The 24,460-nt window shown below is 58.2% G+C and carries 24 protein-coding genes; 9 read left to right on the top strand and 15 right to left on the bottom strand.

All coding sequences use genetic code 11. The annotated features are described in order from the left end of the window. The first annotated feature begins 63 nt into the window (after positions 1-63). From JJB09_RS14430 to JJB09_RS14405, 6 genes are read left to right on the top strand one after another with little or no spacing between them, the layout of a single operon-like run. Positions 64-1,320, top strand: coding sequence for an ABC transporter substrate-binding protein (locus tag JJB09_RS14430; RefSeq protein WP_201659340.1), 1,257 nt, complete (start codon positions 64-66; stop codon positions 1,318-1,320). 12 nt (positions 1,321-1,332) lie between these two features. Further along, positions 1,333-2,205, top strand: a complete 873-nt coding sequence (locus JJB09_RS14425) for a branched-chain amino acid ABC transporter permease (protein WP_201659337.1) — start codon at positions 1,333-1,335, stop codon at positions 2,203-2,205. After that, on the top strand, positions 2,205-3,227 hold the full coding sequence (locus JJB09_RS14420) for a branched-chain amino acid ABC transporter permease (protein ID WP_201659335.1): 1,023 nt from the start codon (positions 2,205-2,207) through the stop codon (positions 3,225-3,227). Before JJB09_RS14425 ends, JJB09_RS14420 begins: the two co-directional genes overlap by 1 nt. Further along, positions 3,224-3,940 carry an ABC transporter ATP-binding protein gene (locus JJB09_RS14415; RefSeq protein ID WP_201659332.1) on the top strand — a complete coding sequence of 239 codons (717 nt, stop codon included), beginning with the start codon at positions 3,224-3,226 and terminating at the stop codon, positions 3,938-3,940. The genes JJB09_RS14420 and JJB09_RS14415 overlap by 4 nt, the downstream gene beginning before the upstream one ends. Beyond that, complete coding sequence (locus JJB09_RS14410; protein ID WP_201659328.1) at positions 3,937-4,647, top strand: ABC transporter ATP-binding protein; 711 nt, start codon at positions 3,937-3,939, stop codon at positions 4,645-4,647. Before JJB09_RS14415 ends, JJB09_RS14410 begins: the two co-directional genes overlap by 4 nt. A 15-nt stretch (positions 4,648-4,662) precedes the next feature. Then, positions 4,663-5,589, top strand: a complete 927-nt coding sequence (locus tag JJB09_RS14405; RefSeq protein WP_343229034.1) for a helix-turn-helix domain-containing protein — start codon at positions 4,663-4,665, stop codon at positions 5,587-5,589. A 158-nt stretch (positions 5,590-5,747) separates the two neighbouring features. Here the strand turns inward: JJB09_RS14405 and JJB09_RS14400 are convergent, their stop codons facing one another. From JJB09_RS14400 to JJB09_RS14360, 9 genes are all read right to left on the bottom strand, one after another. Beyond that, positions 5,748-6,137, bottom strand: coding sequence for a nuclear transport factor 2 family protein (locus JJB09_RS14400; protein ID WP_201659322.1), 390 nt, complete (start codon positions 6,135-6,137; stop codon positions 5,748-5,750). Between the two features lie 197 nt (positions 6,138-6,334). Continuing rightward, positions 6,335-7,111, bottom strand: coding sequence for a MoaF C-terminal domain-containing protein (locus JJB09_RS14395; RefSeq protein WP_201659319.1), 777 nt, complete (start codon positions 7,109-7,111; stop codon positions 6,335-6,337). A gap of 17 nt (positions 7,112-7,128) precedes the next feature. Then, positions 7,129-7,917 carry an SDR family NAD(P)-dependent oxidoreductase gene (locus tag JJB09_RS14390; protein WP_201659316.1) on the bottom strand — a complete coding sequence of 263 codons (789 nt, stop codon included), beginning with the start codon at positions 7,915-7,917 and terminating at the stop codon, positions 7,129-7,131. A gap of 217 nt (positions 7,918-8,134) precedes the next feature. Then, complete coding sequence (gene ccoS, locus JJB09_RS14385; RefSeq protein ID WP_201659314.1) at positions 8,135-8,290, bottom strand: cbb3-type cytochrome oxidase assembly protein CcoS; 156 nt, start codon at positions 8,288-8,290, stop codon at positions 8,135-8,137. After that, positions 8,287-10,578, bottom strand: coding sequence for a cation-translocating P-type ATPase (locus tag JJB09_RS14380; protein ID WP_201659312.1), 2,292 nt, complete (start codon positions 10,576-10,578; stop codon positions 8,287-8,289). The genes ccoS and JJB09_RS14380 overlap by 4 nt, the downstream gene beginning before the upstream one ends. After that, positions 10,575-11,069 (bottom strand): FixH family protein, encoded by a 495-nt coding sequence (locus JJB09_RS14375; protein ID WP_201659310.1) that lies wholly within the window; start codon positions 11,067-11,069, stop codon positions 10,575-10,577. Before JJB09_RS14375 ends, JJB09_RS14380 begins: the two co-directional genes overlap by 4 nt. Continuing rightward, positions 11,066-12,649, bottom strand: a complete 1,584-nt coding sequence (ccoG, locus tag JJB09_RS14370; protein ID WP_201659307.1) for a cytochrome c oxidase accessory protein CcoG — start codon at positions 12,647-12,649, stop codon at positions 11,066-11,068. Before ccoG ends, JJB09_RS14375 begins: the two co-directional genes overlap by 4 nt. A gap of 393 nt (positions 12,650-13,042) precedes the next feature. Next, positions 13,043-13,807: a sulfotransferase domain-containing protein gene (locus JJB09_RS14365; protein ID WP_201659306.1), complete on the bottom strand. Its 765-nt coding sequence runs from the start codon at positions 13,805-13,807 to the stop codon at positions 13,043-13,045. A gap of 41 nt (positions 13,808-13,848) precedes the next feature. Beyond that, on the bottom strand, positions 13,849-14,889 hold the full coding sequence (locus JJB09_RS14360; RefSeq protein WP_201659304.1) for a glycosyltransferase family 2 protein: 1,041 nt from the start codon (positions 14,887-14,889) through the stop codon (positions 13,849-13,851). 265 nt (positions 14,890-15,154) lie between these two features. On the opposite strand from JJB09_RS14360, the gene JJB09_RS14355 reads away from it, so the two are divergent. Together JJB09_RS14355 and JJB09_RS14350 are read left to right on the top strand one after the other, a co-directional pair. Beyond that, complete coding sequence (locus JJB09_RS14355) at positions 15,155-16,213, top strand: hypothetical protein (protein ID WP_201659301.1); 1,059 nt, start codon at positions 15,155-15,157, stop codon at positions 16,211-16,213. A 110-nt stretch (positions 16,214-16,323) separates the two neighbouring features. Further along, the gene (locus JJB09_RS14350; protein WP_201659299.1) at positions 16,324-17,526 is read left to right on the top strand and encodes a GSCFA domain-containing protein; all 1,203 of its coding nucleotides are present in this window, start codon (positions 16,324-16,326) and stop codon (positions 17,524-17,526) included. Between the two features lie 84 nt (positions 17,527-17,610). On the opposite strand, the gene JJB09_RS14345 is transcribed toward JJB09_RS14350, so the two are convergent. From JJB09_RS14345 to ccoN, 5 genes are all read right to left on the bottom strand, one after another. After that, positions 17,611-18,471 (bottom strand): sulfotransferase, encoded by an 861-nt coding sequence (locus JJB09_RS14345; RefSeq protein ID WP_201659296.1) that lies wholly within the window; start codon positions 18,469-18,471, stop codon positions 17,611-17,613. 474 nt (positions 18,472-18,945) lie between these two features. Beyond that, positions 18,946-19,806 carry a cytochrome-c oxidase, cbb3-type subunit III gene (gene ccoP / locus JJB09_RS14340; protein WP_201659293.1) on the bottom strand — a complete coding sequence of 287 codons (861 nt, stop codon included), beginning with the start codon at positions 19,804-19,806 and terminating at the stop codon, positions 18,946-18,948. A gap of 2 nt (positions 19,807-19,808) precedes the next feature. After that, positions 19,809-19,961, bottom strand: coding sequence for a cbb3-type cytochrome c oxidase subunit 3 (locus JJB09_RS14335; RefSeq protein WP_201659290.1), 153 nt, complete (start codon positions 19,959-19,961; stop codon positions 19,809-19,811). A gap of 10 nt (positions 19,962-19,971) precedes the next feature. Beyond that, positions 19,972-20,709, bottom strand: coding sequence for a cytochrome-c oxidase, cbb3-type subunit II (gene ccoO / locus JJB09_RS14330; RefSeq protein WP_201659287.1), 738 nt, complete (start codon positions 20,707-20,709; stop codon positions 19,972-19,974). A gap of 11 nt (positions 20,710-20,720) precedes the next feature. Then, positions 20,721-22,340 carry a cytochrome-c oxidase, cbb3-type subunit I gene (ccoN, locus tag JJB09_RS14325; protein ID WP_201659284.1) on the bottom strand — a complete coding sequence of 540 codons (1,620 nt, stop codon included), beginning with the start codon at positions 22,338-22,340 and terminating at the stop codon, positions 20,721-20,723. A gap of 188 nt (positions 22,341-22,528) precedes the next feature. Between ccoN and JJB09_RS14320 the strand changes: the two genes are divergently transcribed. Continuing rightward, positions 22,529-23,047 carry a hemerythrin domain-containing protein gene (locus JJB09_RS14320; protein ID WP_201659281.1) on the top strand — a complete coding sequence of 173 codons (519 nt, stop codon included), beginning with the start codon at positions 22,529-22,531 and terminating at the stop codon, positions 23,045-23,047. On the opposite strand, the gene hemN is transcribed toward JJB09_RS14320, so the two are convergent. After that, the gene (gene hemN, locus JJB09_RS14315) at positions 23,033-24,373 is read right to left on the bottom strand and encodes an oxygen-independent coproporphyrinogen III oxidase (protein ID WP_201659278.1); all 1,341 of its coding nucleotides are present in this window, start codon (positions 24,371-24,373) and stop codon (positions 23,033-23,035) included. The two genes, JJB09_RS14320 and hemN, sit on opposite strands and share 15 nt — an antisense overlap. Between the last annotated feature and the right edge of the window lie 87 nt (positions 24,374-24,460).

Raw genomic sequence — 24,460 nt, 5'->3', positions numbered from 1 at the left:
CAGGCAATCACACCCGGCCCACGGGAGGTGGACCGGCAAGCATATACACTGGAGGAGGAAAGAATGAAACGCACAGCCTATCTGCTTGCCGCAACGGCGGGCCTTATCATTGCGACTGGCGCCAGCGCCTGGGCGGCCCCCACCTGCGGGCTCAACAACGGCAAGAAGGCCGAGGGCGATCCGATCCTCGTCGGCGCCGTTGTCGGTCAGACCGGCCCTGATGATTTCTCGTCTTCGGCCGATGCCGCCAAAGCTTACTTCAACTGCGTCAACGAGAATGGTGGCATCAACGGTCGGCCGATCGAATATCTCGTCGAGGACGACCAGTGGAATCCGGAAGTCGCCGGTCAGGTCGCGACCAAGCTGGTCAAGGACAAGAAGGTCGTGGCGCTGGTCGCCAGCGGGTCGTTCGTCGAGATGGGCGTCAATGCCAAGCTCTATGCGGACGAGAACGTGATGTCGATGGCGGCAGCATGCGCCGTGGCTGAATGCTTCGAGTCCCGGAATATCGTTTCGACCAACGAAGGCCCGCTGCCTTCGGTCGTCGGTGCGGCGCAATGGGCCGTCGCCAATCTCGGCTCCAAGAATGTCGTCTGCATCGGCGTGACCATTCCCAGTGTCGGTCCGTATTCCTGCGGCTGGATGGAAAAGTACATGCAGGCAAAGGGTTTGACAGGTTCGAGCGTGCTGCTCGATCCGGGCACTGCGGACATGAATTCCGCCTATCTGGAAGCCGTTGCTTCGGGCGCCGATACGGTGCTGATGAACCTGCCGGCCGGCATGGCTGCCGCCTTCCTGCAGGTGGTGACCGAATCCGGAACCAAGGACCAGTACAAGTGGATCTCGTCCACGCCGCTTTATGATGCCGATGTGCCCGGCCTGCTGGGACCGGCATGGGCAGGTACGATGTATGTCAACGCCGAACTCAACCCGATCGACGGCACCGGCCCTGACGCCACCAACTGGCGCGCGGTCATGGACAAGCATGCGGCGGAAAGTGATCCGCGCGATACGTTCAGTCAGGCCGGCTACCTTTCGGCGCGCTTCTTCGTCGACGCGATGCTGAAGCTCGATCCCGCCAAGATCGACCGCGCTAGCGCTACCGAGGCGATCCGCAACATCAACAACCAGACGTCGGATCTGCTCTGCGGCCCGTATTATGTCGGTCACGGCGACCGCCATATGCCCAACCACGCCAACATCATGATGCAGTTGGTCGAGGGCGGCTTCAAGCAGGTAAGCCAGTGCACCGACGTTGACAGCGCTTATCTCGATCCGATCCGGGCTCAGGAAAAAGAGCTCGGGATCGCTCAAGACTGATCGGAACCTGCAATGGGTGCTTATGGAATGTTCCTGGTATCCGGTCTGGCCGTGGGCGCGCTTTACGCCCTCGGCGGGGTCGGTCTGGTTCTTCTCAACCGCGCGACCGGCGTTCTCAACTTCGCCTATGGGGCGATCGGCGCGCTGGGGGCCATGAGTGCCTGGCAGGTGCTGCAATGGGGATATCCCGAACCGGTGGCGTGGTTTGCGTGCCTTGTCATCGGCGTGGCCTTGTCGATGGGCTATGGCGTGCTGATCGCGCCCGGCCTTTCGCATCGCGAACCGGTGGTCAAGGCCGTCGCCACATTGGGCTTCGGCATCGCCATCCTCGGCGCGATGAACCTGATCTGGGTCGTCAATCCGAGAAAGCTGACACTGGCGTTTGACGGCGTTTCCGTTTCCTTTTTCGGTCTTCGGATGACTGGCACACGCGTGTTGGCCCTTGTCGCCGGCATCGTTGTCACCGCAGGCATGGGGGTCTTTTTGACCAGAACACGGCTTGGGCTGATGATGCGGACGCTTGCCGACGACCGGCAGCTCGCGGCCGTGCTCGGCACGCCGATCCGCAAGGTCGAGACGGTCGCCTGGGGCTTTTCCGGCTTCCTCGCCGGCGTCACCGGCATGCTGTTCGGCGATCTCGTGCGGCTCGATCCCGCCGTGCTGACCTTCATCGTCATCCCGATCATCGCCACGACCGTGGTGGGACGACTGACCTCGATCAAGGTGACATTTTTTGCAGGGCTGGCAATCGGCATCATCGAGAGCTTCCTGACACTCTATAAGCCGCTCGCGCCGTTTCGCGTCGCGTCTCCCTTCATCGTCGCGATCCTCGTGCTGATGTGGCTGCAGCGCGGCCGGAAGCTGACTTTCGCAGGAGCGGACTGATGGAAATCGCAACCCGCATGTCCCGTAGCAACACTGGCGAAAGCCGCAAATTTACACCCACAACCGCATGGCCGCTGCTTGCCGTGCTCGCGGTCGCCATCGTGCTGCCGATGGTTGCCGCAGCCTTGTGGCTGAAGGTGATGACCTCGGTCGTCATCTATGCGCTCACGGCTGCCAGCATCGCGCTGCTCTATCGCAAACTCGGTCAGGTGTCGCTGGCGCAGGTAGCCTTCATGGGCTGTGGCGGCTGGGTGGCGCTGCGGCTCGCCTATGGTGCGGGCCTGCCGTTCGAGCTCAACATCCTTGCCGGCGGCATCATTGCCGCGGTCGTCGGCATGATCTTTGCCTATCCGGCGCTCAGGATGCGCGGGCTTTATCTGGCGCTGGTGACGTTGATGGCGGCTGGCGGCTTCGGCATCCTCATCAATGTCATCCAGTTTCCGAACGGCGGCGACGGCTTTCTCGGCTTTGCGGTGAAATCGCTATCCTACATGCCACGCCCCTGGCTGGCGCAGTCGGATGAGGCCTATTTCCGCTACTGCGTGGGTGTGGCATTTCTCGGTTTCTTGCTGATCCAACTGCATGAGCGTGGCAAGCCGGGGCGGGCATGGGCGCTGATCCGCAGAAGCGAAGCGGCGGCGATGGCCGTCGGTATCAACGTCACTTTCTACAAGATCTGGGGCTTTGCGCTTTCCGGGTTCCTTGCCGGTGTTGCTGGCGGCCTGCTTGCTGGAAATCTACAAATGCTCGACGCCCGCTCGTTTCCGCCGGCGGAGTCGGTGATGATCTTTGCCCTGACGATCGTCGGCGGCGCGTGGCACTGGTATGGCGCGGTCATCGCCGCATTGCTCTATCGCTTCGTGCCCGCGCTTCTCAACGACATCGGTGTCAGCGGTGACGCGGCCTATATCATCTTCGGTGCCGCACTGATCCATGCGCTGATGACCGCGCCACGCGGCATTGCCGGGCAACTGACTGACCTTGTCTCCAGACTGTTCGGAAAGAAGGAGGCCAGCCAATGATTGCGATCCGCGATATATCCGTCGCCTTCGGTGGCGTTACCGCGCTCAACCATGTGACTGTCGATCTCTCCGATCTGGTGGTTGGCATCATCGGGCCGAACGGCGCCGGCAAGACCACCTTCCTCAATGTTCTCTCGGGCTTCGTGGTGCCGAAATCCGGTTCGATCAACGCTTTCGGTACCGAGGTTCTGGCCCTTTCGCCCCACAGGCGCAGTCGCTGGGGCCTGCGACGCTCCTTCCAGAAGGAACAGGTGGTGGATGAGTTGACGGTCGAGGACAATGTCGGCGCCGTGCTCGACAACCTGTCGCTGGGCTCGCAGGAGCGGGAGCGGCATCTGTCCGCCGCGCTGGAATTCACCGGTCTGTCGGCAGTCAGGCGTGCCAAGGCAGCGGGTCTGAACGCTTTCCAGCGCCGCATGACCGAGATCGCCCGATGTTCTGCAGGGAAACCCAAGGTGCTGATGCTCGACGAGCCGGGCGCCGGCCTGTCACAGAATGAAGTTGAAATCCTGCGTCGGACCATCTCCGATATTCATGCCTTCAATGGTGCGATGACGCTGTTGATCGACCACGACGTCGACCTTATTCAGGCGGTCTGTTCGTCGACCATGGTGCTCGATTTCGGTTCGCTCGTCACATCGGGGCCGACGCGCGAGGTGCTCAGCGATCCGCGCGTCCGGGCCGTCTATCTCGGCGTGGAGGAACTGGCATGAGCCGTGTTGTCATCAACAATCTCTCCGTCCGTCGCGGCAACAAGCTGGCGGTCGACAATCTGTCGCTGACGCTGGAGGCCGGCAAGATCACGGCACTGCTCGGACCGAACGGCGCCGGCAAGAGTTCGCTGGTTCTGGCGCTGGCCGGGGTTTTGCCGGTCGAGGGCGGCACCGTCGAGATCGACGGCCAGTTGGTCAGCGCCAAGGCGCCCGAGGTGATCCGCGCCGCCGGCCTCGCCGCCGTGCCGGAGGGGCATAGGGTGCTGGCCGGGCTTTCCGTTCACGACAACCTGCTTGCCGCCGGTTTTGGTCACAAGGCTTCTGTTGCGGAAGAGGCGGTCGCAGATGTCTACGGCATCTTTCCGGAGCTTGCAGAACGCAAGGCGCAGAAGGCCGGTTCGATGTCCGGCGGCCAGCAACAGATGCTGGCGCTCGGCCAGGCGCTGGTGGCGCGGCCGAAATTCATCCTTGCCGACGAGATGTCGCTGGGCCTTTCGCCGCTGATCGTCAAGCGACTGATGGGTGTGGTGGTCAAACTTGCGGAGCAGGGCACGGGCATCCTGCTGATCGAGCAATTTACCCATATTGCGCTGAAGCTCGCTGATGAGGCCAACGTGATGTCGCGCGGACGCCTGACGTTTTCTGGCGCTCCCGGCAAGCTGATCGACGAGCCCGACATTCTGCATCGGGCCTATCTGGCACAGTAGGAGACGGTCTTGGGTGTGGCAGTGGAAATCGCCGATGGACCGGATTTTCCGGTTCTGGCCCAGAAGCTGTTCGGCAATGTGCGGCTGCATTTTCCGCAGGCGCCTGCTCATGCCCGGCGTCTGACCTCGGCTGTGCTGGGCGAAGCCCGGGTCTCGGAACTCGAAGCCGGGTCGCACGCTGTGTTCGGGGAGCGGGTGGTGCGCGCCAGTCACGACCCAGATTCGCTGAAACTGCTGATCCAGGCGGAGGGATCGTCGTTGATCACCCAGGGCGGCCGCACCGTCGACTTCGGTGACGGCATGCCCGTGCTCTACGACCCGACGCAAGCCTATACGCTGATCAATCGCACGCATGTGCGGCTGATGATGCTGCAGGTGCCACGCCATGCATTTTCTCGCGTCGCGTTGGCGTCGCTGCTGACGCCGAGGTTGCCGCACGGGGCGCTGGGTGGTCTCTGGCATGTCCTCCTGTCGACCATGCAATCGAGCCTGCGCGAAGCGGGCCGGCTGGATGAGGCGAGCCGCGTCAATCTCGGCCGGACATTGGTGGAAATGGTTCGCCCGATCGTCGAGGCTGAAACACCGGGACAGGTGCGGGCGAAGTCGCTGGACGTGCTGCTTACAAGGACAAAGGTGTTCATAGAAACGCATCTGGAACAGCCGGATCTTTCGGTGGAAAAGATTGCGGCGCGCATGGGCTGCACGCCGCGTTACATCTTCCGCGCCTTCGAGACGCAAGGTGTCACGCCATCGCAGTTCATCTGGGAAGCCCGGTTGAAGCGGGCGAGGGCCGATCTGGGCTCGGCGGGATGCGCGGCACGCTCGATTTCTGCCATCGCCTTTTCACTCGGCTTTTCCTCCAGCGCACATTTTTCCCGTGCCTTCCGGCAGCGCTTCGAGATATCGCCGCGCGATTTTCGCCGTAGCGCAGGGGTTGGCTAAGATTATCAATCCTGTCCTCTTGCCCTCACCCTGCCCCTCTCCCCGTAAGGACGGGGAGAGGGGACGCTGGGAGCACCAGCAGCGCCACAAGTCCCTTCTCCCCGCAGGCGGGGAGAAGGTGGCGGCAGCCGGATGAGGGGCGACCGCTGTAGACAGCGTTACTTCATGGCTTCAGCGACACGCAGCGTATCGGTAAAATGCTCGAAGCGACGGATCTTGCCGTCGGATGCGCCCCAGACGTGCACGACGCGGACATTCATCGCCTTGCCCGTCGCCTTATGGGTTGCGGTGTAATTGCCGACAGCAACGGCAGCATCGCCAGCATCCAGCAGGCGCTCCAGCGTGAAGGTGTAGTTGTCGAAGGCGGCCCCGAGCGGCATGAAGACATGCTCCACGATCGCTTCCGGACCGACATAGGTTCCGGCGCAAGGAAAACCGTCCATCTCCGTCCAGCGGCAATCCGGCGCGATATCGGCCAGCATGCCCTCGAGATCCTTGCGGTCATTGGCTGCGTAGTGATCGCGGACGAGTTCATAGGTTGTACGCACAAATAGATCCTTTCTTGTAACTTGGCTTTGAAGGGACGACCCTTCCCAAACCCTCCCCACAAGGGGGAGGGCTTAATCCGCAGCCCCTCAATGCCATGCACCGTTATCCCTGACCTTCACCGGGGCAGGTCGCGTCCGACAAGTTAAGCCCTCCCACTCGTGGGGAGGGTTTGGGAGGGGTTTTCAATAGCGTTGACTCAGACCGGTTCCTGACCCGGCAGGTAATAGGTCATCGACACCTTGCGGATATGTGCGCCGGCGGGATTGTTCTGGATCGAGCCGTCGCCGGCAATGCCAAGGAATTTTCCGGTCGAACGCATATCCCTGAAATTATAGAAGAAGGTCGAGGCGACCGGGATCTTGAACTCCCGGAACGTGAAGATGTACTGATCCTCATCGAACTTGTAGGTGGTGGCAAGGTCGACGTCGCCATGACCGCGCTGCACGCCCACCAGGCATTGCCAGGCATAGCGCTGCGTGGACAGGTAGGTGTGCTCGTAGGTGTGGTTGGGGCTGTAGGTGAAATGCGCCCTGAGCCCGATCAGGTCGCGGGTTTCGACCGGCTTGAAGCCTTCTGCCTGGCCTGTTGTGCCGGCCCGGAAGATCTGCGCCACCTGCGGCTCGCCGATCGACTGTTCCCTTTCACGCACGATGGAATAGATCGACAGCGCCCGACCGGTCTTGACGTTGAGGATCAGCGTTTCGGATTCCTTGGGGCGTGAGGTGAAGACGATCTCGATGAAATAGGTATCGGGTGCGACCTCGATCACTTCCGACTTGTCGACGCCGCCGCCTGCGCCATCCGACCACTTGACCTGGCCGGAGGAAAGAGCGAGGTCCAGCTTGCGGCCATCTTCGAAGGTTACCGCGTGTGACGTGCCGGTGAGCGCCTCGGTGGGCGGCAGGCGATTGGTGTCGATGCCGTAGGCAAACTGGTCGTAGGTCTTCCAGTCCTTGGGGTTCTGCTGGTTCATGAATTCCTCCTTATTGCTTATTCGACAAAGGCCAGCGTCGGCAGGTCGACCGTGCCTGCGCCGCCATCGACGGTCAGGACGGCGCCGTTGATCATCGAGGCTTCGTTGGACGCCAGGAAGCAGACAGCATTGGAAACATCCTCGGCTGTGGCAGGGCGACCGAGCGGTACATCCTTCGTTACCAGCGCATAGGCCTCTTCGATCGACTTCAGACCATGTTTTTCGACCAGCATTTCCATCTGCTCGTCGGCCATCGCCGTCGTCACCCAGCCGGGGCAGACCGTGTTGGTGCGAACGCCCTTGCGGCCATAGTCGCGGGCCAGCGATTTCGCCAGGCCGATGCAGGCATGCTTCATGGTCACATAGCCAGCCGCATCCGGACCTGCAAACAGGCCGGCGATTGAGGCGAGTACAACGATGTTGCCCTTGCGCTCGATGAGCTGCGGCAGGCATTCGCGCGCGCTGACGAAGGCTGTATTGAGGTTGAGGCGAACAGAAAGATCCCACGTCTCGTCCGACATGGAAATGGTCGGTCCCACGCCATGGCCGCCAGCATTGGCGATTAGGATGTCGACGCCGCCGAAACGTTCGGCAATGCCAGCAACCGCTGCCTTCATCGAAGGCGTATCGGCGGCATCCGCCTGAAAGATCGCCGCGCCAATCTCTTCCGCCACCGCCTGCAAGGGTTCCTTTCGGCGGCCAACGAGCGCGACATTGCCTCCCTCGCTTTTGATACGGCGCGCCACCGCAGCGCCGATACCCGTTCCGCCGCCGGTGATAACGGCTGTCTTTCCACTAAATCGCATGCTGATGTCCTCCAGTCAGGGCACCAGAATGAACCCGAACGTCTGATCTGTCGCGTCCCGGAGTGAAATCAGACTTGACTGAGAGCGAACAAAAGCGGGGAGGGATCGGGATGTTTCCTGAAACTCCGCGCTCTATATAGTGAGAGATTGTTGAATCTCTTGAATCGCTTGCCGCCGGATGTTGCCGGATTGGATCAGCTGCGGCTCGGAATCAGATTCAGGTACCAGGCGGCGTCTGGTCGTCTTCGAGAATGCGCCATGAGGCTCCCTCGAGGTCTTCGTACTGGCCTGACTTGAGCGACCAGAGAAAGGCGACGAGACCCAGCCCGCCTAGTCCCAGCGCGATTGGTATCAGAAAAACCAGGGCGTTCATGTTGCGAGCACTCCACCTGTTTCGGCCTGCGCCTGACGATCCGTGCGCGGCGCATCCCCGTGCGAAAGGCGATTGAGCCTGAGAGAATTGACGACGACGATGATCGATGAGGTCGACATGGCGATGGCTGCAATCAGCGGCGTTGCGTAGCCGAGGATCGCGATCGGTACGGCGATGACATTGTAGCCGATGGCAAGAGCGAAGTTTTCCCGGATCAATTTTCCGGCGCGTTTGGAGATGTCGATCGACAACGTCACGGCACTCAGGCCTTCGCGCATGAAGACGAAATCGGCGGCCTGCCGGCCGACATCGGCGGCAGTGGAGGGCGCCATCGAGACGTGGGCCGTCCGGAGCGCCGGCGCATCGTTGATGCCGTCGCCGACCATCAGCACCTTTGCGCCACCTTCGCTGGCCTTGCGGATCGCATCGACCTTGCCTTGCGGGTCGAGGCCAGCGGTCCAGTTGTTGATGCCGAGGCTGCGGGCAAGCCGGGCAACGACAGCTTCGCGGTCGCCGGACAGCACGGCCGTTTCGAACCGGTCGGCCTTGAGCTGCGTGATGGTATCTGCGCCTTCAGGTCTTGTCGCATCTTCGAGGTTAAAGGCGGCTACTGGCTGAAAGTCGCGGGACAGGATGACTTCCGAAAAAGCCCCGCCGTGCTCATCGGCCTGAGTATCGCCCAATGCAAAGCGGCGGTTTCCAAGCCTCCAGATGCCATCGACGGCAGTTGCCTGCAGCCCGCCGCCAGCGATTTCCTGAACATTGTCGAACGCCTGGGCATCAACCGGGCAGGCAGAGGCCAGCGCGCGCGACAGCGGATGACGCGAATGGGCAGCCAGCCCGGCTGCGATCGCAAAGCTTGCCGTATCGATTTCCGCGGCATTGCGCAGCCGGGGCCGGCCAAGCGTCAGCGTGCCAGTCTTGTCGAAGAAAATCGTGTTTGTCTCGGCAAGCCGCTCCATAGCAGAGCCATCCTTGACCATGATGCCGCTCTTGAACAGCCGGCCGGCGGCAATGACCTGGACAACCGGTACTGCAAGCCCCAGCGCGCAGGGGCAGGTGATGATGAGCACGGCCACAGCAACCAGCATTGCGTGCTTCCAGTCGCCGTTGGCCAAGCCCCAGCCAATGAAGGACAGAGCCGCTAACAAGTGCACGACCGGCGAGTAGAGTTGTGCGGCTCGATCGGCGATCCGGCGGTAACGTGCCTTGCCGCCTTCTGCGGCCTCCATCAGTGAAATAATCTCTGCGAGGAATGAGTTTCTGGCCTCGGCGGCAGCTTCGATGGTGAGCGAGCCTGTGAGGTTGAGTGTGCCGGCCAGCAGCTTGTCACCAGTTTTCGCCGCGACGGGCGTGCTTTCGCCGTTGACGATCGACCAGTCGATGTCGCTCGTACCTGATATTACAGTGCCATCGACGGCGATGCGCTCTCCGGCTGAGATAAGCAGGCGGACTCCGGGACGGATTTCATTGACGGGGCGATACTCGCGTGCGCCGTCGGTCGAGACGACCATCGCCCCGCGCGGCGACAGCCGCGCCAAGCCAACCACCGCCGAACGGGCGCGATCACGCATCAGGTGGTCGAGGGTGCGGCCGATCAGCAGGAAGAACAGCAGCGAGACGGTGGCATCGAACCAGGCGTGTTCGCCGTGGTTCATCGTCTCGTAGAGCGAGACACCATAGGAGAGGATAACCGCCAGCGAAATCGGCACGTCCATGTTGGTGTGGCCGTGCCTGAGTGCGGTCCAGGCGGAGCGGAAAAAGAACCGGCCGGAATAGACAAGGGCAGGGGCGGCGATCATCGCCGAAATCCAGTGAAAGAGATCGCGTGTCGCGGCATCCGCGCCAGACCAGACCGAGACGGAAAGCAGCATAATGTTGGTTGCGGCAAATCCCGCTACCGCCACGGCGCGCAGCAACTGGTTGCGCAATGCATCGCCCTGTTCGGCAAGATCCTGGAAAAGGTGGGCGCTATAGCCCGTCGATGCGATGGCGGTCGCGATGACGCTCGGGTCCGATGGCTGATCTCCCGTGACCTCCCGCCAGACGATTGAAACACGCTTGGTCGACAGGTTCACGCGGGCGCGGTCGACTTCGGGGAGCTTGCGCAACGCACTTTCAATCGTGGTGATGCAGGTGCCGCAATGGACCTCGGGGACGCCGAGATCCAGTTGGCGAAGGCCGTTGCCGAGGTCGCGCGAAGAAAGCCACAGTTCTTCGCCGCTCGGGAGATTTGCCGATCCGTCTCGTTGCAACGCACCTTCGGTGCCGGGCGCGCAGCAGCTCATGGCGATGTGTCCGAAATGGTGATCCGGGTTGCCTGGTGGTAAATCGTCTTGCCATGCTCGACAGAGGCCAGGTCGACGATCCACTGGCCGGACGCCAACGCGTGCTCGGCTGTAAAGATGCCGTTTGCATCTTTCTTCAGCTCAAGTTCGAAATCCTGCCGGTAGCCGACCGGGCGGTGAAACAGCGCGGTCACCGACTTGAGGGCGTCGATTTCCGCAGCCGGGCCTTCAAGCTGGTAGCGCACCGATTCGGCATCGACTTCGAGCCTGCCCTTGAAGCCACGGCTTGCCCACTCGCGGGCTTCCTCCGCCTTCAGGTTGAAGTCCTGGCTGGCGACGTATGTGTTCTTGGCCAGAAGGCCGCTCCAGCTGGCGCTGGCATAATAGGCCATGAGGCTGTTGACCGCGATGATCGTGCCGAAAAACGCAATCATGATGGCGAACATGTGCCAGCCGGTGAAGGTGCCCTTGGCGGCGGCTTTCTGGTTCATCTCTTTTTCTCCGGTACAATGAAGCTCGACTTGTATTTGTGAGACTCCCCTGTTTGCGGATATTCGACATGGAAGGTGAATTCGCGGTTTGCGGCGGGCAATTCAGCCTTCGGAACGGTAACATAGATCTTCATTGTTTTCACAGCATCGGCCTCGACATCGACGCCGAAAAAGCGGCCCTGGGACCAGGTCTCGCCGGCAATCGTCATGGTGGCGCCCGGCAGGTCACGTACAGACAGCACGAACCGGCGCGGCTCCGGCCGCATGTTGAGGATCTTGATCGTGTAACCATTGCGGATAGAGCCGTCCGACTCCATCACAAACTGGGGATTTCGATCGTGCAGGACGTCAAGCTGCAGGCGATCACGGATTCCGAGTGCGACCAGCAGGCCGATGCCGACCAGCGACCACAGAACCGTATAGAGGATGATGCGCGGCCGGAAAATGACCTGCCAACGGAAGTGTCTGACGTTCTTGTCGAATCCGCCATCGGTGCCGCGCACAAGTGCCGGATTGATCGGAACGGTATAGTCCGCCGTCGCAAGCAGCATGTTGTGGGTATAGTCGGACAGGGTCGAGTAGCCGATCAACCCCTTTTCGTGCCCCACTTTATCCATCACCCCGTCGCAGGCATCGATACAGAGCGCGCAGGTGATGCATTCCATCTGCAAGCCGTCGCGAATGTCGATGCCCATGGGACAAACGGCGACGCAGGCGTTGCAATCGACGCAATCGCCCACGGTTTCTCCTGCCGCAGCCACCTTCTTGGCGTGGCGCGAGCGTGGTTCGCCCCGCCAGTCGTTATAGGTAACGACAAGCGAATTTTCGTCGAGCATCGCTCCCTGAATGCGCGGCCAGGGGCACATGTAGGTACAGACCTGTTCACGCATCAGCCCACCGAACACATAGGTGGTGGCGGTCAGGATGGCGACAGTCAGGTAAGCGATCGCCGGTGCGTGGAAGGTTACCAGATCATGCAGAAGCGTCGGCGCGTCGGCAAAGTAGAAGATCCAGGCGCCGCCGGTGAGGACGCCGATCAATAGCCATATCGCGTGTTTGGATACCCGCTTGACGATCTTGTCCGGTGTCCATGGCGTGGAATCGAGTTTGATGCGGGCATTCCGGTCACCCTCGATTGCTCGTTCGACGACGAGGAACAGGTCCACCCAGACTGTCTGGGGACAGGTGTAGCCGCACCATGCTCGGCCGACCGCGGACGTGACGAGAAAGAGCCCGAGCCCAGCCATGATCAGTAAGCCGGCGACGAAATAGAATTCCTGCGGCCAGATTTCGATGAAGAAGAAATAGAAGCGCCGATCGGCAACATCGAGCAGGATGGCCTGGTTCGGGACATGATCGCCGCGGTCCCAGCGAATCCACGGGGCGAGATAGTAGATACCGAGTGTGATCGCCATCACGATCCATTTGAACTGGCGGAATTTGCCTTCTGCCCGTTTCGGATGGATTTTCTTGCGCGGCGCATAAAGCGGCTGGCGCACTTTGGCCGAGTTGACGGGAGAGGCATCCAGCCGCTCTATGTCAGAACCATCTGTTTTGGCGAGGTTTTCGTGGAGACCCATTACATCGACCCTTCTGCATTGGGCCTGTCTTAACGGTGGCAGGGCAATGTGCCTTGATCTAAGTCAACGTGCGGCACACCTTAAAGCATGCTGTCATTTTGTGAAACGAAATCGCTGAAACAAATGCCCTTCGGAACCGGACGAATGATCGATTGTATCTCTTCTGGCCCGGTTCGTGTACTCCGTCCCTCAGTGCAGGCCCGACCTGTTTTGGTCACCTGAGCGCATTCGAAACCCCGGGCGCTTGTCTGCGCGTGAAGGCCATATCAAGCGCTGATATTGTCTATGAGGTGCTATTACACCCGTGCAATTGCGTCAGCTCGAGAAAACCGAGCGAGCAAGATCATACGGACGCCACCCTCCATTTCCATGGGAGTGGCGTCTGAGCTTCAGTCAGCCAAGCTCTGCGAACTTGAGGCCGAATTCCCGTTCCGAATATTCCTTGTGGGGACGAAGAACGGTATTCAAATAGTCATAAACCTGAGGGGCGACGAAATATTTCTTCGTTTCCCAGACTTTCGTCACGAGTTTCTTTCCGAAGAGGTCTTCCTTTTCGTCATCAAGTTCTGCCCACTCAAGGCCGATCTTACCCCAAACGTCGAGGATGAACTTCTTGGGATCAGACAGTGTGTCCTCGTAGTTCAGAATATGCATATTCGGGTAGAACTCGCGCCATAGCGAAGCGGCTGCGACGTAGCCGGAAAAGTTCATGATCCTTGCTTCCTGAAATATTTTCAGGAACTTGTCATCGAATAGAATCTCGACGACGCTGTCTTCTGCCGACTCCTGCCAGAGATAGTGCATGCGCAGTGCACTTACAGCCCGGGCAACAGGATCGCGAAGGATATAGAAGACTTTTGCAGACGGGCTCAGGCTCCGGCAAAGCTTGATATGTCCGCGTGTCAGCAGGGAATATTCCGGCGTAAAGTCCATGCTCAACTTGTCCGGGCCGCCTGGCGTCAGCAGTTCACGATACCAGTCGACACCCTTGTATGGATTCCAGTCGAAGAAGTGGGCTTCCTTGTTCGTGCTCGTTATGGGACGACGATTTGGAAACGAGTAAGTCTTGGGGTGAATGTTGCACATCGTATGCAACCAGCTCGTTCCGGCTTTCTGTGTGCCGACACACAAGATATCGGCTACATTCTCTCGCGCCATTTCCATGCTCCAGTTGTTCTATTTTAGTGATTACCGCGGGTTCAGGAGTTGAAATACAGAACGAGAGCGGTACCGATTGCAGAATAGGTGATCATGGACAATACGAAAACAAGCCAGACGACGAAACTGGTTAGCTTGTTACGACGGATGAGTCTCCACAGGTTTTGCCACAGGGAATCGAATTCCTGTCGCCGCATTTTGGTGCTCGTGAGATCCCATTTCAGGTCGAGAAGCGCATCCCTTACAAAGGCAAATTGAAAAGTTTCGGCTTGCTGCTTGTCGTAATATCCGCTCGTATAGAACTCAGCGAACTTGCGCCCCCAATTGTAGCTCATGTTGTCGTGCATCGAATTGGAATGCGCGTCACCATTCTTGGACACCCGGGTGTGATGGTTAGCAAGAACCTCATCATGTACGGCGACCCTATGGGTCGAAAGGATCTTGTTATAAACCGGGCGATCCTCGAGAACATCGTTCTTTTCGGAGAAACCGCCAAATTCCATCAAGACAGACCGCCGAAACAAAGTCTGGACCGGCAGGAAATTTTCTCTCCCAACATAGTAGAAGTAGGGGGAAATGTAGGTGTTGGCACTGTTGTACTCGTGCAGGACCTCGGTTTTCACCTGCTTTATGCCGGTGTTTTCATGGAGATAGTTGCGCCCGCCCGAGTCCTGAAGCTCCTCGTAGACCTCCAAACAGCGGCAGATAAGGCCAGCAGTCGATCGGTCATGCCTAATCTCATGCTGAAGCCAGTAGGCCATATTTTCAATGAACTTGGGTTCGTATGTGTCATCGTCATCCAGGCATGCGACGAACTCACCCCTTGCCATGCGCAGCGCCTGGTTGAACGCTTTTGCTCGGCCGATGCTCTCGTCATTGCTGGTCAACAGATATTCCGGCAGGCGAACACCTGCGAGGATGTTCTCTACAACGGAGGCGTCGCCGCCGTCGTTGATGATGATAACCTCGAATTTTCGCGACGTTTGCGCCGCTAGAGATTTTAGCGCACGCCCCAGCAGAACCGGTCTATCCTTGGTCCTGACGATCACGCTTACATCAACTGGAGCTGTGTTTTCACTCATGTCCTGCTCGCTCTTAATCTATGCCCCTGGCAGGGTCGTGAGGAGCGGCTTTACAGGAGAGAAACGCTGAATTCAAGCTGGAACGCCTTTGTATACGGATTCGCTGGTGTAGCAGTTTCATTCGGGCCGAAGACTGTGGATTGGCGGCTTTGTGGCTACACTTGTGGTGGGTTCGCCTATGCGCTAATCCCCAAGATGAGGGCGTCCAGCTGGCGAAAATGCAGGGGCCGGAACTCAACTGTTGAAGCAATCGAGGGAAGCGTCGGTGAAGACCCTTTACATGCATATCGGATGGCGCAAGACGGGCAGCAGCGCAATTCAGTCGCTCGTTACGCAAACCATGCGTCAAGGCATATTCGGCAACATTGTTTTTCTGCCGGTTGGCCTTGAGCGCCAGAAGCTCGTTTCAGGCGATGCGCCGCTAGCGCATCATCCCCTTGCAAATTATAAACATTCCGAGCGCTGGGGACAGCTTTGGCAGGACGTTGCTCAGTTCGTGAAAAACTCTCATCACGAAAAGTTCCTCATCTCCTCGGAGCTCTTTAGTCTAAATTTTTCTCGCAGCCCCGAGATGCTCGATGAAATGTGCCCGGTGCTGGATCTGTTCGATGAGGTAAGGTTTCTGTCCTGGATACGCCGCCAGGACCAATATATGGCATCGATCAGGGTTCAGAATGTTAAGCATGGCGCCAAAGCCGTTCCCAAAAAAGAAATGGTTCGACGATACCCTCCGGACGCGAACTATCATCAGATGGCTTTGCTGCTGAATGAGAAGTTCCCGAGGGCAACATTCGTGCCGCACCTCTACGAGCGATCCAAAGGTGTGTTGAAGCAGTTTCTTCTGGCAACGGATCTCGATTCGCACCTTGCCGAAGACCTTCCCGGTCACTTCGTGAACAGCAGTGTATCTGCCGAGATGTACAAGTTTCAGACACGATTGAATGCGCTGGCGGAACCATCCAAGCTTCGTACGGATCCGCTTCACGCGATCTTGTTGAAAGCATGGGAAGCCCTTCCTGCCGATATGCGAGGGCAGCCCGCCATGCCGATGACCCGGGCAGAGCGGAGGATTATTCTTGAGCATTTCCAGGACTCGAACTTCAAGCTTGCCGAGCAGTTTGGGTTTGATCCGGCCTTTTTCAACCCTCGGTCTGATTTGATCGAAGCCGAGCCCGACTACAATATTCCCGCGGAGGTGACAGGCGCCTTTCGAAAGGCAATTGCAAATTCAGTTCTTTCAATCCGACCACAGGCCGAGCAGGGCGACTTCGAGATGCTTTGGCGTCTGATGCAAGATGAAGCGAAGGCTTCGGAAGGCGGTTAGCTCGGCAGAACACACGCAGTACTTCTTGTTTGGATGAAAAGTATTAGCAATTGTTGAGCCAATACCACTCTGGTATAGACGTCTTACAAGGGTCTATGGGGAATGGGATCATGCAAAAAAAGCTAGTACGACTTGATATGGATGGTCAGGGCGAGAAGCAGATCAAATTCGAAATTGACGGCCATAAGCAGGCGGGAAGCCATACGTGGTTCAGAGGCGAGAATAGCAACTTCAATCCCAAGCTTGCCAATTTGCGCGGCGCTGATTCTGCTTTGAAATTTGTCGTCAAGGGTTGGGAGCCGCAGGATGCTTTCATCAAGAAAGAGACCAAAGTGGTCGCCTTTGGCAGTTGTTTCGCCTCCAATATAACGCGTTGGCTCGCCAAACGAAATTACAGCGTGCTGACCGATAGGGAGGAGAGCAAATCCTCCTCCTACGTGGTGCGCTTTGGCGAAGGAATGGTGAACACCTTCGTAATTCGTCAGCAGTTCGAATGGGCCTTCGAAGGCAAGAGGTTCGAGGAGGCGCTGTGGCACGGATATGATGCGCAGGAGTTTGGATACAGCGAAGACGTGAGGCAGGAAACCGCCAATCTCTTCAACTCTGCCGACCTTTTTATAATTACGCTTGGTTTGTCCGAAATTTGGTATGACGAAGTTACCGGAGGCGTTTTCTGGCGCGCGGTCCCGTTAAGCAAATATGATGCGTCACGCCATAAATTTCGGGTCAGCTCGGTAGAAGAAAATAAGAATAATATTCGCGCAATTATAGATATAATAAAGAAATACAAGCCAAATGCAAAGGTAATATTCACACTTTCACCAATTCCGCTCGTGGCAACGTTTCGACCGAACTCGTGCATGACTGCGAATTCGGTCTCGAAGTCTATATTGCGCGCAGCACTCGATGAAGTTCTCCGCGAACGCAGCGAAGAGGAGTTTGCTTATTATTGGCCTTCTTATGAGATAGTCTTGGACCTGTTTGAAAATGTGTGGCTGGAGGACCGGCGTCATGTCAAGAAGGAGGTACTGGACTTCGTCATGACGTTGTTTGAAAGCGTTTGGTGCAAGAATTCAACTCTGCAAATGTCGTTGAACCGTGCTTGGTTCCTGGCCCTTTCGGCAACAGGTGCGTTGCCGAACAACCTTCTCCAGGCCCTCAAGCAAAACGACTTCGATAAAGCTGTCAGGATTATCGAACGACACAAGAAGAAGAGTGACGACGCAGACCTCGAACTAATTAAGGGCGTGATGGCCGAAATGGCTGAAGAGGCGCCTAACGGTATTGCCAACAAGGTGCTGGCAGCGATCTGATCAGGGCGTCAGGCTCTCCCGCCAAGTCAAATTTCCAGTTCTTGGACTTGGCGGGCTTGCTACCTGGATCATGCGCCGTCGGTACTATTTCGTTTTTTCGTAGAATTCATTGCCGAACGTATTAATCAGGAACCGCCGCTGGGGCTGAATGTCGGCTTCCACCTTTTTGGTCACCCACTCAGGAATTGCGATCTTTTTCGTAGTATGCACCTGTTCGTCGATTTCTTTATAGCCGTCGTAGTGCGACGCGCCGATAAAATCCTCGACGGCTCCCAGGAGTTCCTGGGGGCGATCCCGAACGTCGGAGAACGGCAGATAAAGTATTCTGTGCTTTCCGGCCTTGGTGTTCCACATGGGAATGCTTTTCATATAGTTCCCGCGCGTCACCTTCGTCAGATGATCGATGAAGACCTGCCAATCCTGTTCAGTTGCTGGAGTGACCTTCTTTGTTTCGGCCCACATCCGAATTTGAGACAGCGCTCTGGCGAGCGGTTCTCTAACAATCGCAATAAACTTCGTCTCCTTTGGAAGAAAGTCCATTGCGTAGGCTAACTTCTTTTTCCTCATGTCTAGATAAGCAGGCGTAATCTCACCTGTAATTTTCGACGATGCTCCGGGGTAATCAAAAATTCTTTTGTACCAGGTCTCCGTTAGCATGTCTTCGGCGGCGATAGAATCAAGATAGGTCCAATATGGCTTTGCTTGATCAAAACTTTGGTCAGCTCTGGAAAGGTACTTGCGCTTGGCCTTGGCTACCAACTTGCGGACCACCTCTTTCGAACTTTCGCTTGCCGCGTTTCGATCAAAAAAATGTAGTTCTTTCAGGGGGGGTAGCCAGAGATCGGGGTGTTGAATGAGCATCTGGTAGAGCCAGCTCGTCCCCGCTTTCTGGGCGCCAATGCAAATAAAGTTAGGCAATGCCATGCCATTCACCTCGCTCGTCATGGTCTGTGACCAGAATACCATCTGTATATTTCGATCCTCCCTTTAATGGGAGGCGTCAGCACAATCAAGTCGGAAAGCCCTGCAGCGCAGGCGTTTGACCCATAGGCCCAGCGTCGGGTAGGCCGACATTTGACTGCTGAGTTTTGCGTCACAGCTTTCCAACAAGCAAAAAAATGCCGGGCACTATCTGTCCGGCACTTCTGACTGCTGGCAAACTCCGTCATTTTTTAGGCGGGGTTTTACGTTTTTGGATGATGGGTGTTTTGTGTGAGTTTTTATGCTGGTGCTCAGGGGAAGCCGCCTAGGGGGCCCTTGGTGATGGCCTTGCTGCCATGACGATGGCGATCTTCTCGATAGTCTGGCGGCGTCGTACGCGCACTTAGGGGGGCTGTTGACCAAGCCAGGGGTTTGTCAGCAGCCTGAAGTGCCGGGCATTATCTGCCCGGCACTTCAATTCATCAATTCGTCGAGCACTCACTCGCCGCCGCCGAGTGAGTGAATGTAGACGGCTAGCTGCTTGATGGTGGCATCGTTAAGGCGATGTCCCCAGGCTGGCATGACGCCGTGACGCGGTGTGCTGACCTGACGGATGATGGCGTCCTCGCCTTCGCCCTTGAGCCAGATGGCGTCGGCCAGGCTGGGCGCGCCGAACTCGCGTTTGCCTTCGGCCTTGTCGCCGTGGCACGAGGCGCAATTGTCCGCGTAGATCTTCTTGCCGGGCTCGATCATGCTCGCATCCGCGGGCGTTCCGGTAAGGCTCACGACATAGGCCGCAACCTGCCTGGTCTGGGCCGGGTCGAGAATGTCGGCGAAAGCAGGCATTTCCGAGAACCGGGTATCCGGATCGTCGCTGCGAATCCCATGGACGATCGTCTTGTAGATATCGTCGATGCTACCGCCCCAAAGCCATTCGTTGTCGTTGAGGTTGGGATACCCCGCCATGCCAGCAGCGCCTGTGCCGTGACAGGTGCTGCAATTGACTTTGAAAGCCGCCTCACCACCGTTCACGGCGAATTCGGCAAGTTGCGGGTCCTTGGCGACGTCGCTGACCGGCATGGCGGCGATCTTGTCGACATAAACCTTCTGTGCGTCGATTGCCGCCTGCATGTCGGTTTTCAGTTCTTGGCGGCTGGTGAAGCCGAGCATGCCTTTGGTTGCTTCGCTGACCAGCGGCCACGCCGGGTAGGCGATCGTGTAGCCTATCGACCAGACGATCGTCGCATAAAGCGTCCACAGCCACCAGCGCGGCATCGGATTGTTGAGTTCCTTGATGCCGTCCCATTCATGACCGGTGGTTTCCACCCCAGAGAGTTCATCGATTTGTTTTTCTGACATTTTCAGTCCTCCCTGAACGGGATCTGTGCAGCCTCATCGGCCCGTTTCTTCGCACCCGGCACGAACATGAAGGCGACGCAGCCTGCAAAGAAGATCAGCATGGCCAGCATTCCCCAACTGTCGGCGAAATGGCGCATGGTTTCGTATGTGCTCATCGCGCCCTCCTTACCGGTAACCGGATGCGTCATTGTAGGTCGAGAAGTCGACCAAACTGCCGAGCATCTGCAGATAGGCGACCAGCGCATCCATCTCCGTCAACTTCTTCGGGTTGCCGTCGAAGTCGCCCACCTTGGCCTTGGGATAGCGCGCGAGCAGGCCTGCCGTGTCGGCATTCGGATCGGCCTGCGCCTTGAAGTCGGCTTCTGCGTTGGCCAGCATGTCGTCGGTGTAGGGTACGCCCACTGCCTTGTTGGCTTTGAGGTTGCCGGCGACGTTGAAGGTCGACAGATCAAGCTCCGTGTTCTTCAGGAACGAGTAGCTTGGCATGATGGATTCAGGCACGACATCGCGTGGCTCGACCAGATGCTGCACATGCCACTCATTCGAGTAACGGCCGCCGACGCGTGCCAGATCTGGCCCCGTGCGCTTGGAACCCCACTGGAACGGATGGTCGTACATCGATTCCGCCGCAAGCGAGTAGTGGCCGTAGCGTTCGACCTCGTCTCGGAACGGACGGATCATCTGGCTATGGCAGACATAACAGCCTTCGCGGATGTAGATGTTGCGACCCTCCAGCTCCAGAGGCGAGTATGGGCGCATCCCTTCCACCTTCTCGATGGTGTTCTGAAGGTAGAAGAGGGGTGCGATTTCCACGATGCCGCCGATGGTGACCACCAGAAGGGAGCCGACCAGCAGAAGCGTCGCATTGCGTTCGAAAACTACGTGTTTATCGAGTATGGACATGGTCCGCCTCCTTATTCGGCCGGCACGGCAGCGGGAGCAGCGCCCGTGAGGGGCGCCTCATCGCGCTGGTAACCGTAGATCGTCATCAGAATGTTGTAGGCCATCAGCAGTGCCCCACCGAGGAAGAGGACCCCAGCCAGAATGCGAAGCACGTAGTAGGGGAACATCGCGGCGACGGATTCGGCGAAGGAATAGACCAGGAAGCCCTGACTATTGTATTCGCGCCACATCAGGCCCTGCGTGATCCCGGCAACCCAGAAAGCAGCCGCGTAGATGACGATGGCGATCGTTGCCAGCCAGAAGTGCCAGTTGATCATGCGGATGCTGTAGAGGCGTTCGCGGTTCCACAGCTTTGGCACGAGATAGTAGAGTGCGCCGAATGTGATCAGGCCGTTCCAGCCGAGTGCACCGGAATGTACGTGACCGATGGTCCATTCCGTATAGTGGCTGAGCGAATTGACCGTCTTGATCGACATCATCGGGCCTTCGAACGTCGACATGCCATAGAAGGCGATCGCCATGACCATCATGCGGATGATCGGATCGGTGCGGACCTTGTCCCAGGCGCCGGAAAGCGTCATCAGACCGTTGATCATGCCACCCCAGGACGGCATCCAGAGCATCACCGAGAACACCATGCCGAGCGTCTGGGCCCAATCGGGCAGCGCCGTGTAGTGCAGATGGTGCGGACCGGCCCAGATGTACATGAAGATCAGCGACCAGAAGTGGATGATCGACAGGCGGTAGGAATAGACAGGGCGATTGGCCTGCTTGGGGACGAAATAGTACATCATTCCCAGGAAGCCGGCGGTCAGGAAGAAGCCCACCGCATTATGCCCATACCACCATTGCGTCAGAGCATCCTGTACGCCCGAAAACAGCGAATAGGATTTCACGCCCAGGAACGATACCGGCACCGCAAGATTGTTCACCACATGCAGCATCGCAATCGTGACGATGAACGAGAGGTAGAACCAGTTCGCCACATAGATATGTGGTTCCTTGCGGGTGATCAGCGTGCCCAAAAAGACGATGAGGTAGGCGACCCAGACGATGGTCAGGAACAGGTCGACATACCATTCCGGCTCGGCATATTCACGGCTCTGGGTAATGCCCAGCAGATAGCCGGTCGCCGCCATGATGATGAACAGCTGGTAGCCCCAGAAGACGAACCAGGCAAGGTCGCCGCCGAACAGCCGCACCCGGTTGGTGCGCTGTACCACATAGAAGGATGTGGCGATCAGGGCGTTGCCGCCGAAGGCAAAAATGACCGCAGACGTGTGCAGCGGGCGCAGACGCCCGAAGTTCAGCCACGGTTCGATATTGAGATCGGGAAATGCAAGCTGCAGCGCGGCGACCACGCCGACGAGAAAGCCGACAATTCCCCAGAATGTCGTGGCGATCACGCCGTAACGAACGACCTCATCCATGTAGCCGGATTTGGACTCTTCCTTTTTTGTCGCGCTTGCGGAGAAATCCACCCGGCGCAGCATCAGGATCGTGCCGATCGCGAGGCAGAGGAAAGCGATACCCATGTGGGCCCTGAAAAGGCTGTCCTGGGCGAAGCCGGCTGCCAGCAGCGCGAGGAATGTCCCCACAGCCAGCCCACCGGTCTTGAGCGTGTTATCCATTGTTGGCATCCCCCAACGTCAATGTTTGTCTGCCGGGACAATACCTCGCGCAACCGCCGGTTCGCGGGCATCGTCTTCCGGTGATGCAGCAATCCCAAGACGGGGTGCAGTCGGCCTTGATCCAGATCAACGCGCGTCCTCCTTTATTGCAAAACATAGGGAGAAATGATCCGACCGAGGAACGGCCCATGGATGCGCATGCCCTGAATAAGATCGACCGGCTGTCGAAGCCGGAAAATTCATCGTCGACCTGGTGGCGCGATGCCCATGGGCTGCAACTCAAGATGTGCGACGCCCTGGAGGAAATCGCCGATTCGCTGCCTGCCAACATCGATCGCCAGATGTGCATCGTCACAGCCAAATGCATGGCATCGCTGATGCGAGAGGCCCACAAGATGGAAGAGACGGTTCTGTTTTCCCAGCTGGAGGCGCTGCCTGATCGACCGGTTGAATTTTCAGCAACGGTGGAGCGGCTGAAATTCGAGCATTTCGCCGATGAATGCTATGCGGAGGAGATTGCCGAAAGGCTGCTTTATCTCGGTGCGGGCGGGACCGACGTCAATATGGAAGCGACCGGCTACATGCTGCGCGGGTTCTTCGAGGCGCTGAGGCGGCACATCGCCTTCGAGCAGGAACATCTGGTCAGGTTGCTGGCAGCAACCGAGGAGGCTGCTGCCAGCAATTCCGCGGCGTCAGACCGCCATTGAGTGGCGGCCGGCGCCCGACGCCAGGTAGGCGTCAAACTTCGCGGCGATGGAGCGAGCGAACGGGCGGGCTTCGGGCGCAATCTCGAAGCGGTCGCCCTTGATGCTGATCAACTGGTCATCAGTGCACAGGGCCTGGCACTCAGCCAGGATCGTTGATGCGCCGATTCCGAATTCGTGGCCAAGTTCCCGGAATGAAAAGGAAAAGTCGCACATGATGCGCTCGATGACCCATCGACGCATCCGGTCTGTGTCGTCGACCTCGATGCCCCGAACAGCTGCCAGTTCTCCAGACAGGACCTTCTTCTCGTATTGGCCCGTGGCGGGAATATTCTGGATGTAACCCTGTCGGAAGCTGCCGATAGAGGATGCTCCGAGCCCGATGATCGTTGTCGCTTCATCGTCGGTATAGCCCTGAAAGTTGCGCTTGAGATGACCGTTGTTGGCGGCAATGGCGAGACTGTCGCCAGGCAGGGCAAAGTGGTCGATGCCGATTGCCAGATAGCCGGTATCGACAAGCATGCGCGAGGCAACCGTCATTAGCTCGAAACGCATTGCTGCATCGGGCAGGGTGCTGTCATCGATCATCGTCTGGTGCTTTTTCATCCATGGCACATGCGCATAACCGAATAGTGCGATGCGATCGGGCGCGAGCGACACGATGTGCTCGACAGTCCGAACCAGGCTGTCCATGGTTTGGTGCGGCAGCCCGTAGACAATGTCGCAGTTGACCGATCGCACGCCTCGGAGCCGGACCTCATCCACCACAGACTTCGTCTGTTCGAATGTCTGGATGCGGTTGATCGTCTGCTGTACCCTGGGATCGAAGTCCTGCACGCCGAGACTGGCGCGGCTCATCCCGATTGCGGCCAGCGCGTCATAGCGGCTGGCATCCATATCGTTCGGGTCCATTTCGACGCTGATCTCGACTTCGTCGGCAAAATCAAAGTTCTGGGCCAGAGTTCTGTGAAGTTGAATCACATCATCGGCTTCGAGCAAGGTCGGTGAGCCGCCCCCGAGATGAATCGCCGTCACCTTCGCAGACCGGCTGACATGACGGCCAACTGTCCGGATTTCCGCCTCAAGTGCGGCCAAGTAGGCGCGAACCGGGGCGTATTGCCGGGTCTGCTTGGTGTGGCAGGCACAGAACCAACAGAGACGATCGCAGTAGGGGATGTGCAGATAAAGCGAGAGCCGGTCGGTCTCGTTCAGGTCGCCCAGCCATCTTATGTATTCGTTGTTGCCGATGCCGGCATGATAGTGGGGGGCTGTGGGATAGGACGTATAGCGCGGAACATTGCCGGCGTATTTCTCGATCAATTGGGTCATCGCGTGTTTCTCCGTGACGACCTATTTCCGTTGGTTGTTCGCTTTGGTCTTGATCGAGATCAAATCGCTACACGTTGTCGCACGCCC

Origin of the sequence: Phytoamicus setariae, from assembly GCF_016722925.1 — a bacterium.
GTDB lineage: Bacteria > Pseudomonadota > Alphaproteobacteria > Rhizobiales > Rhizobiaceae > Rhizobium_E > Rhizobium_E setariae.
This window is presented reverse-complemented; position numbering and strand designations above follow the sequence as displayed.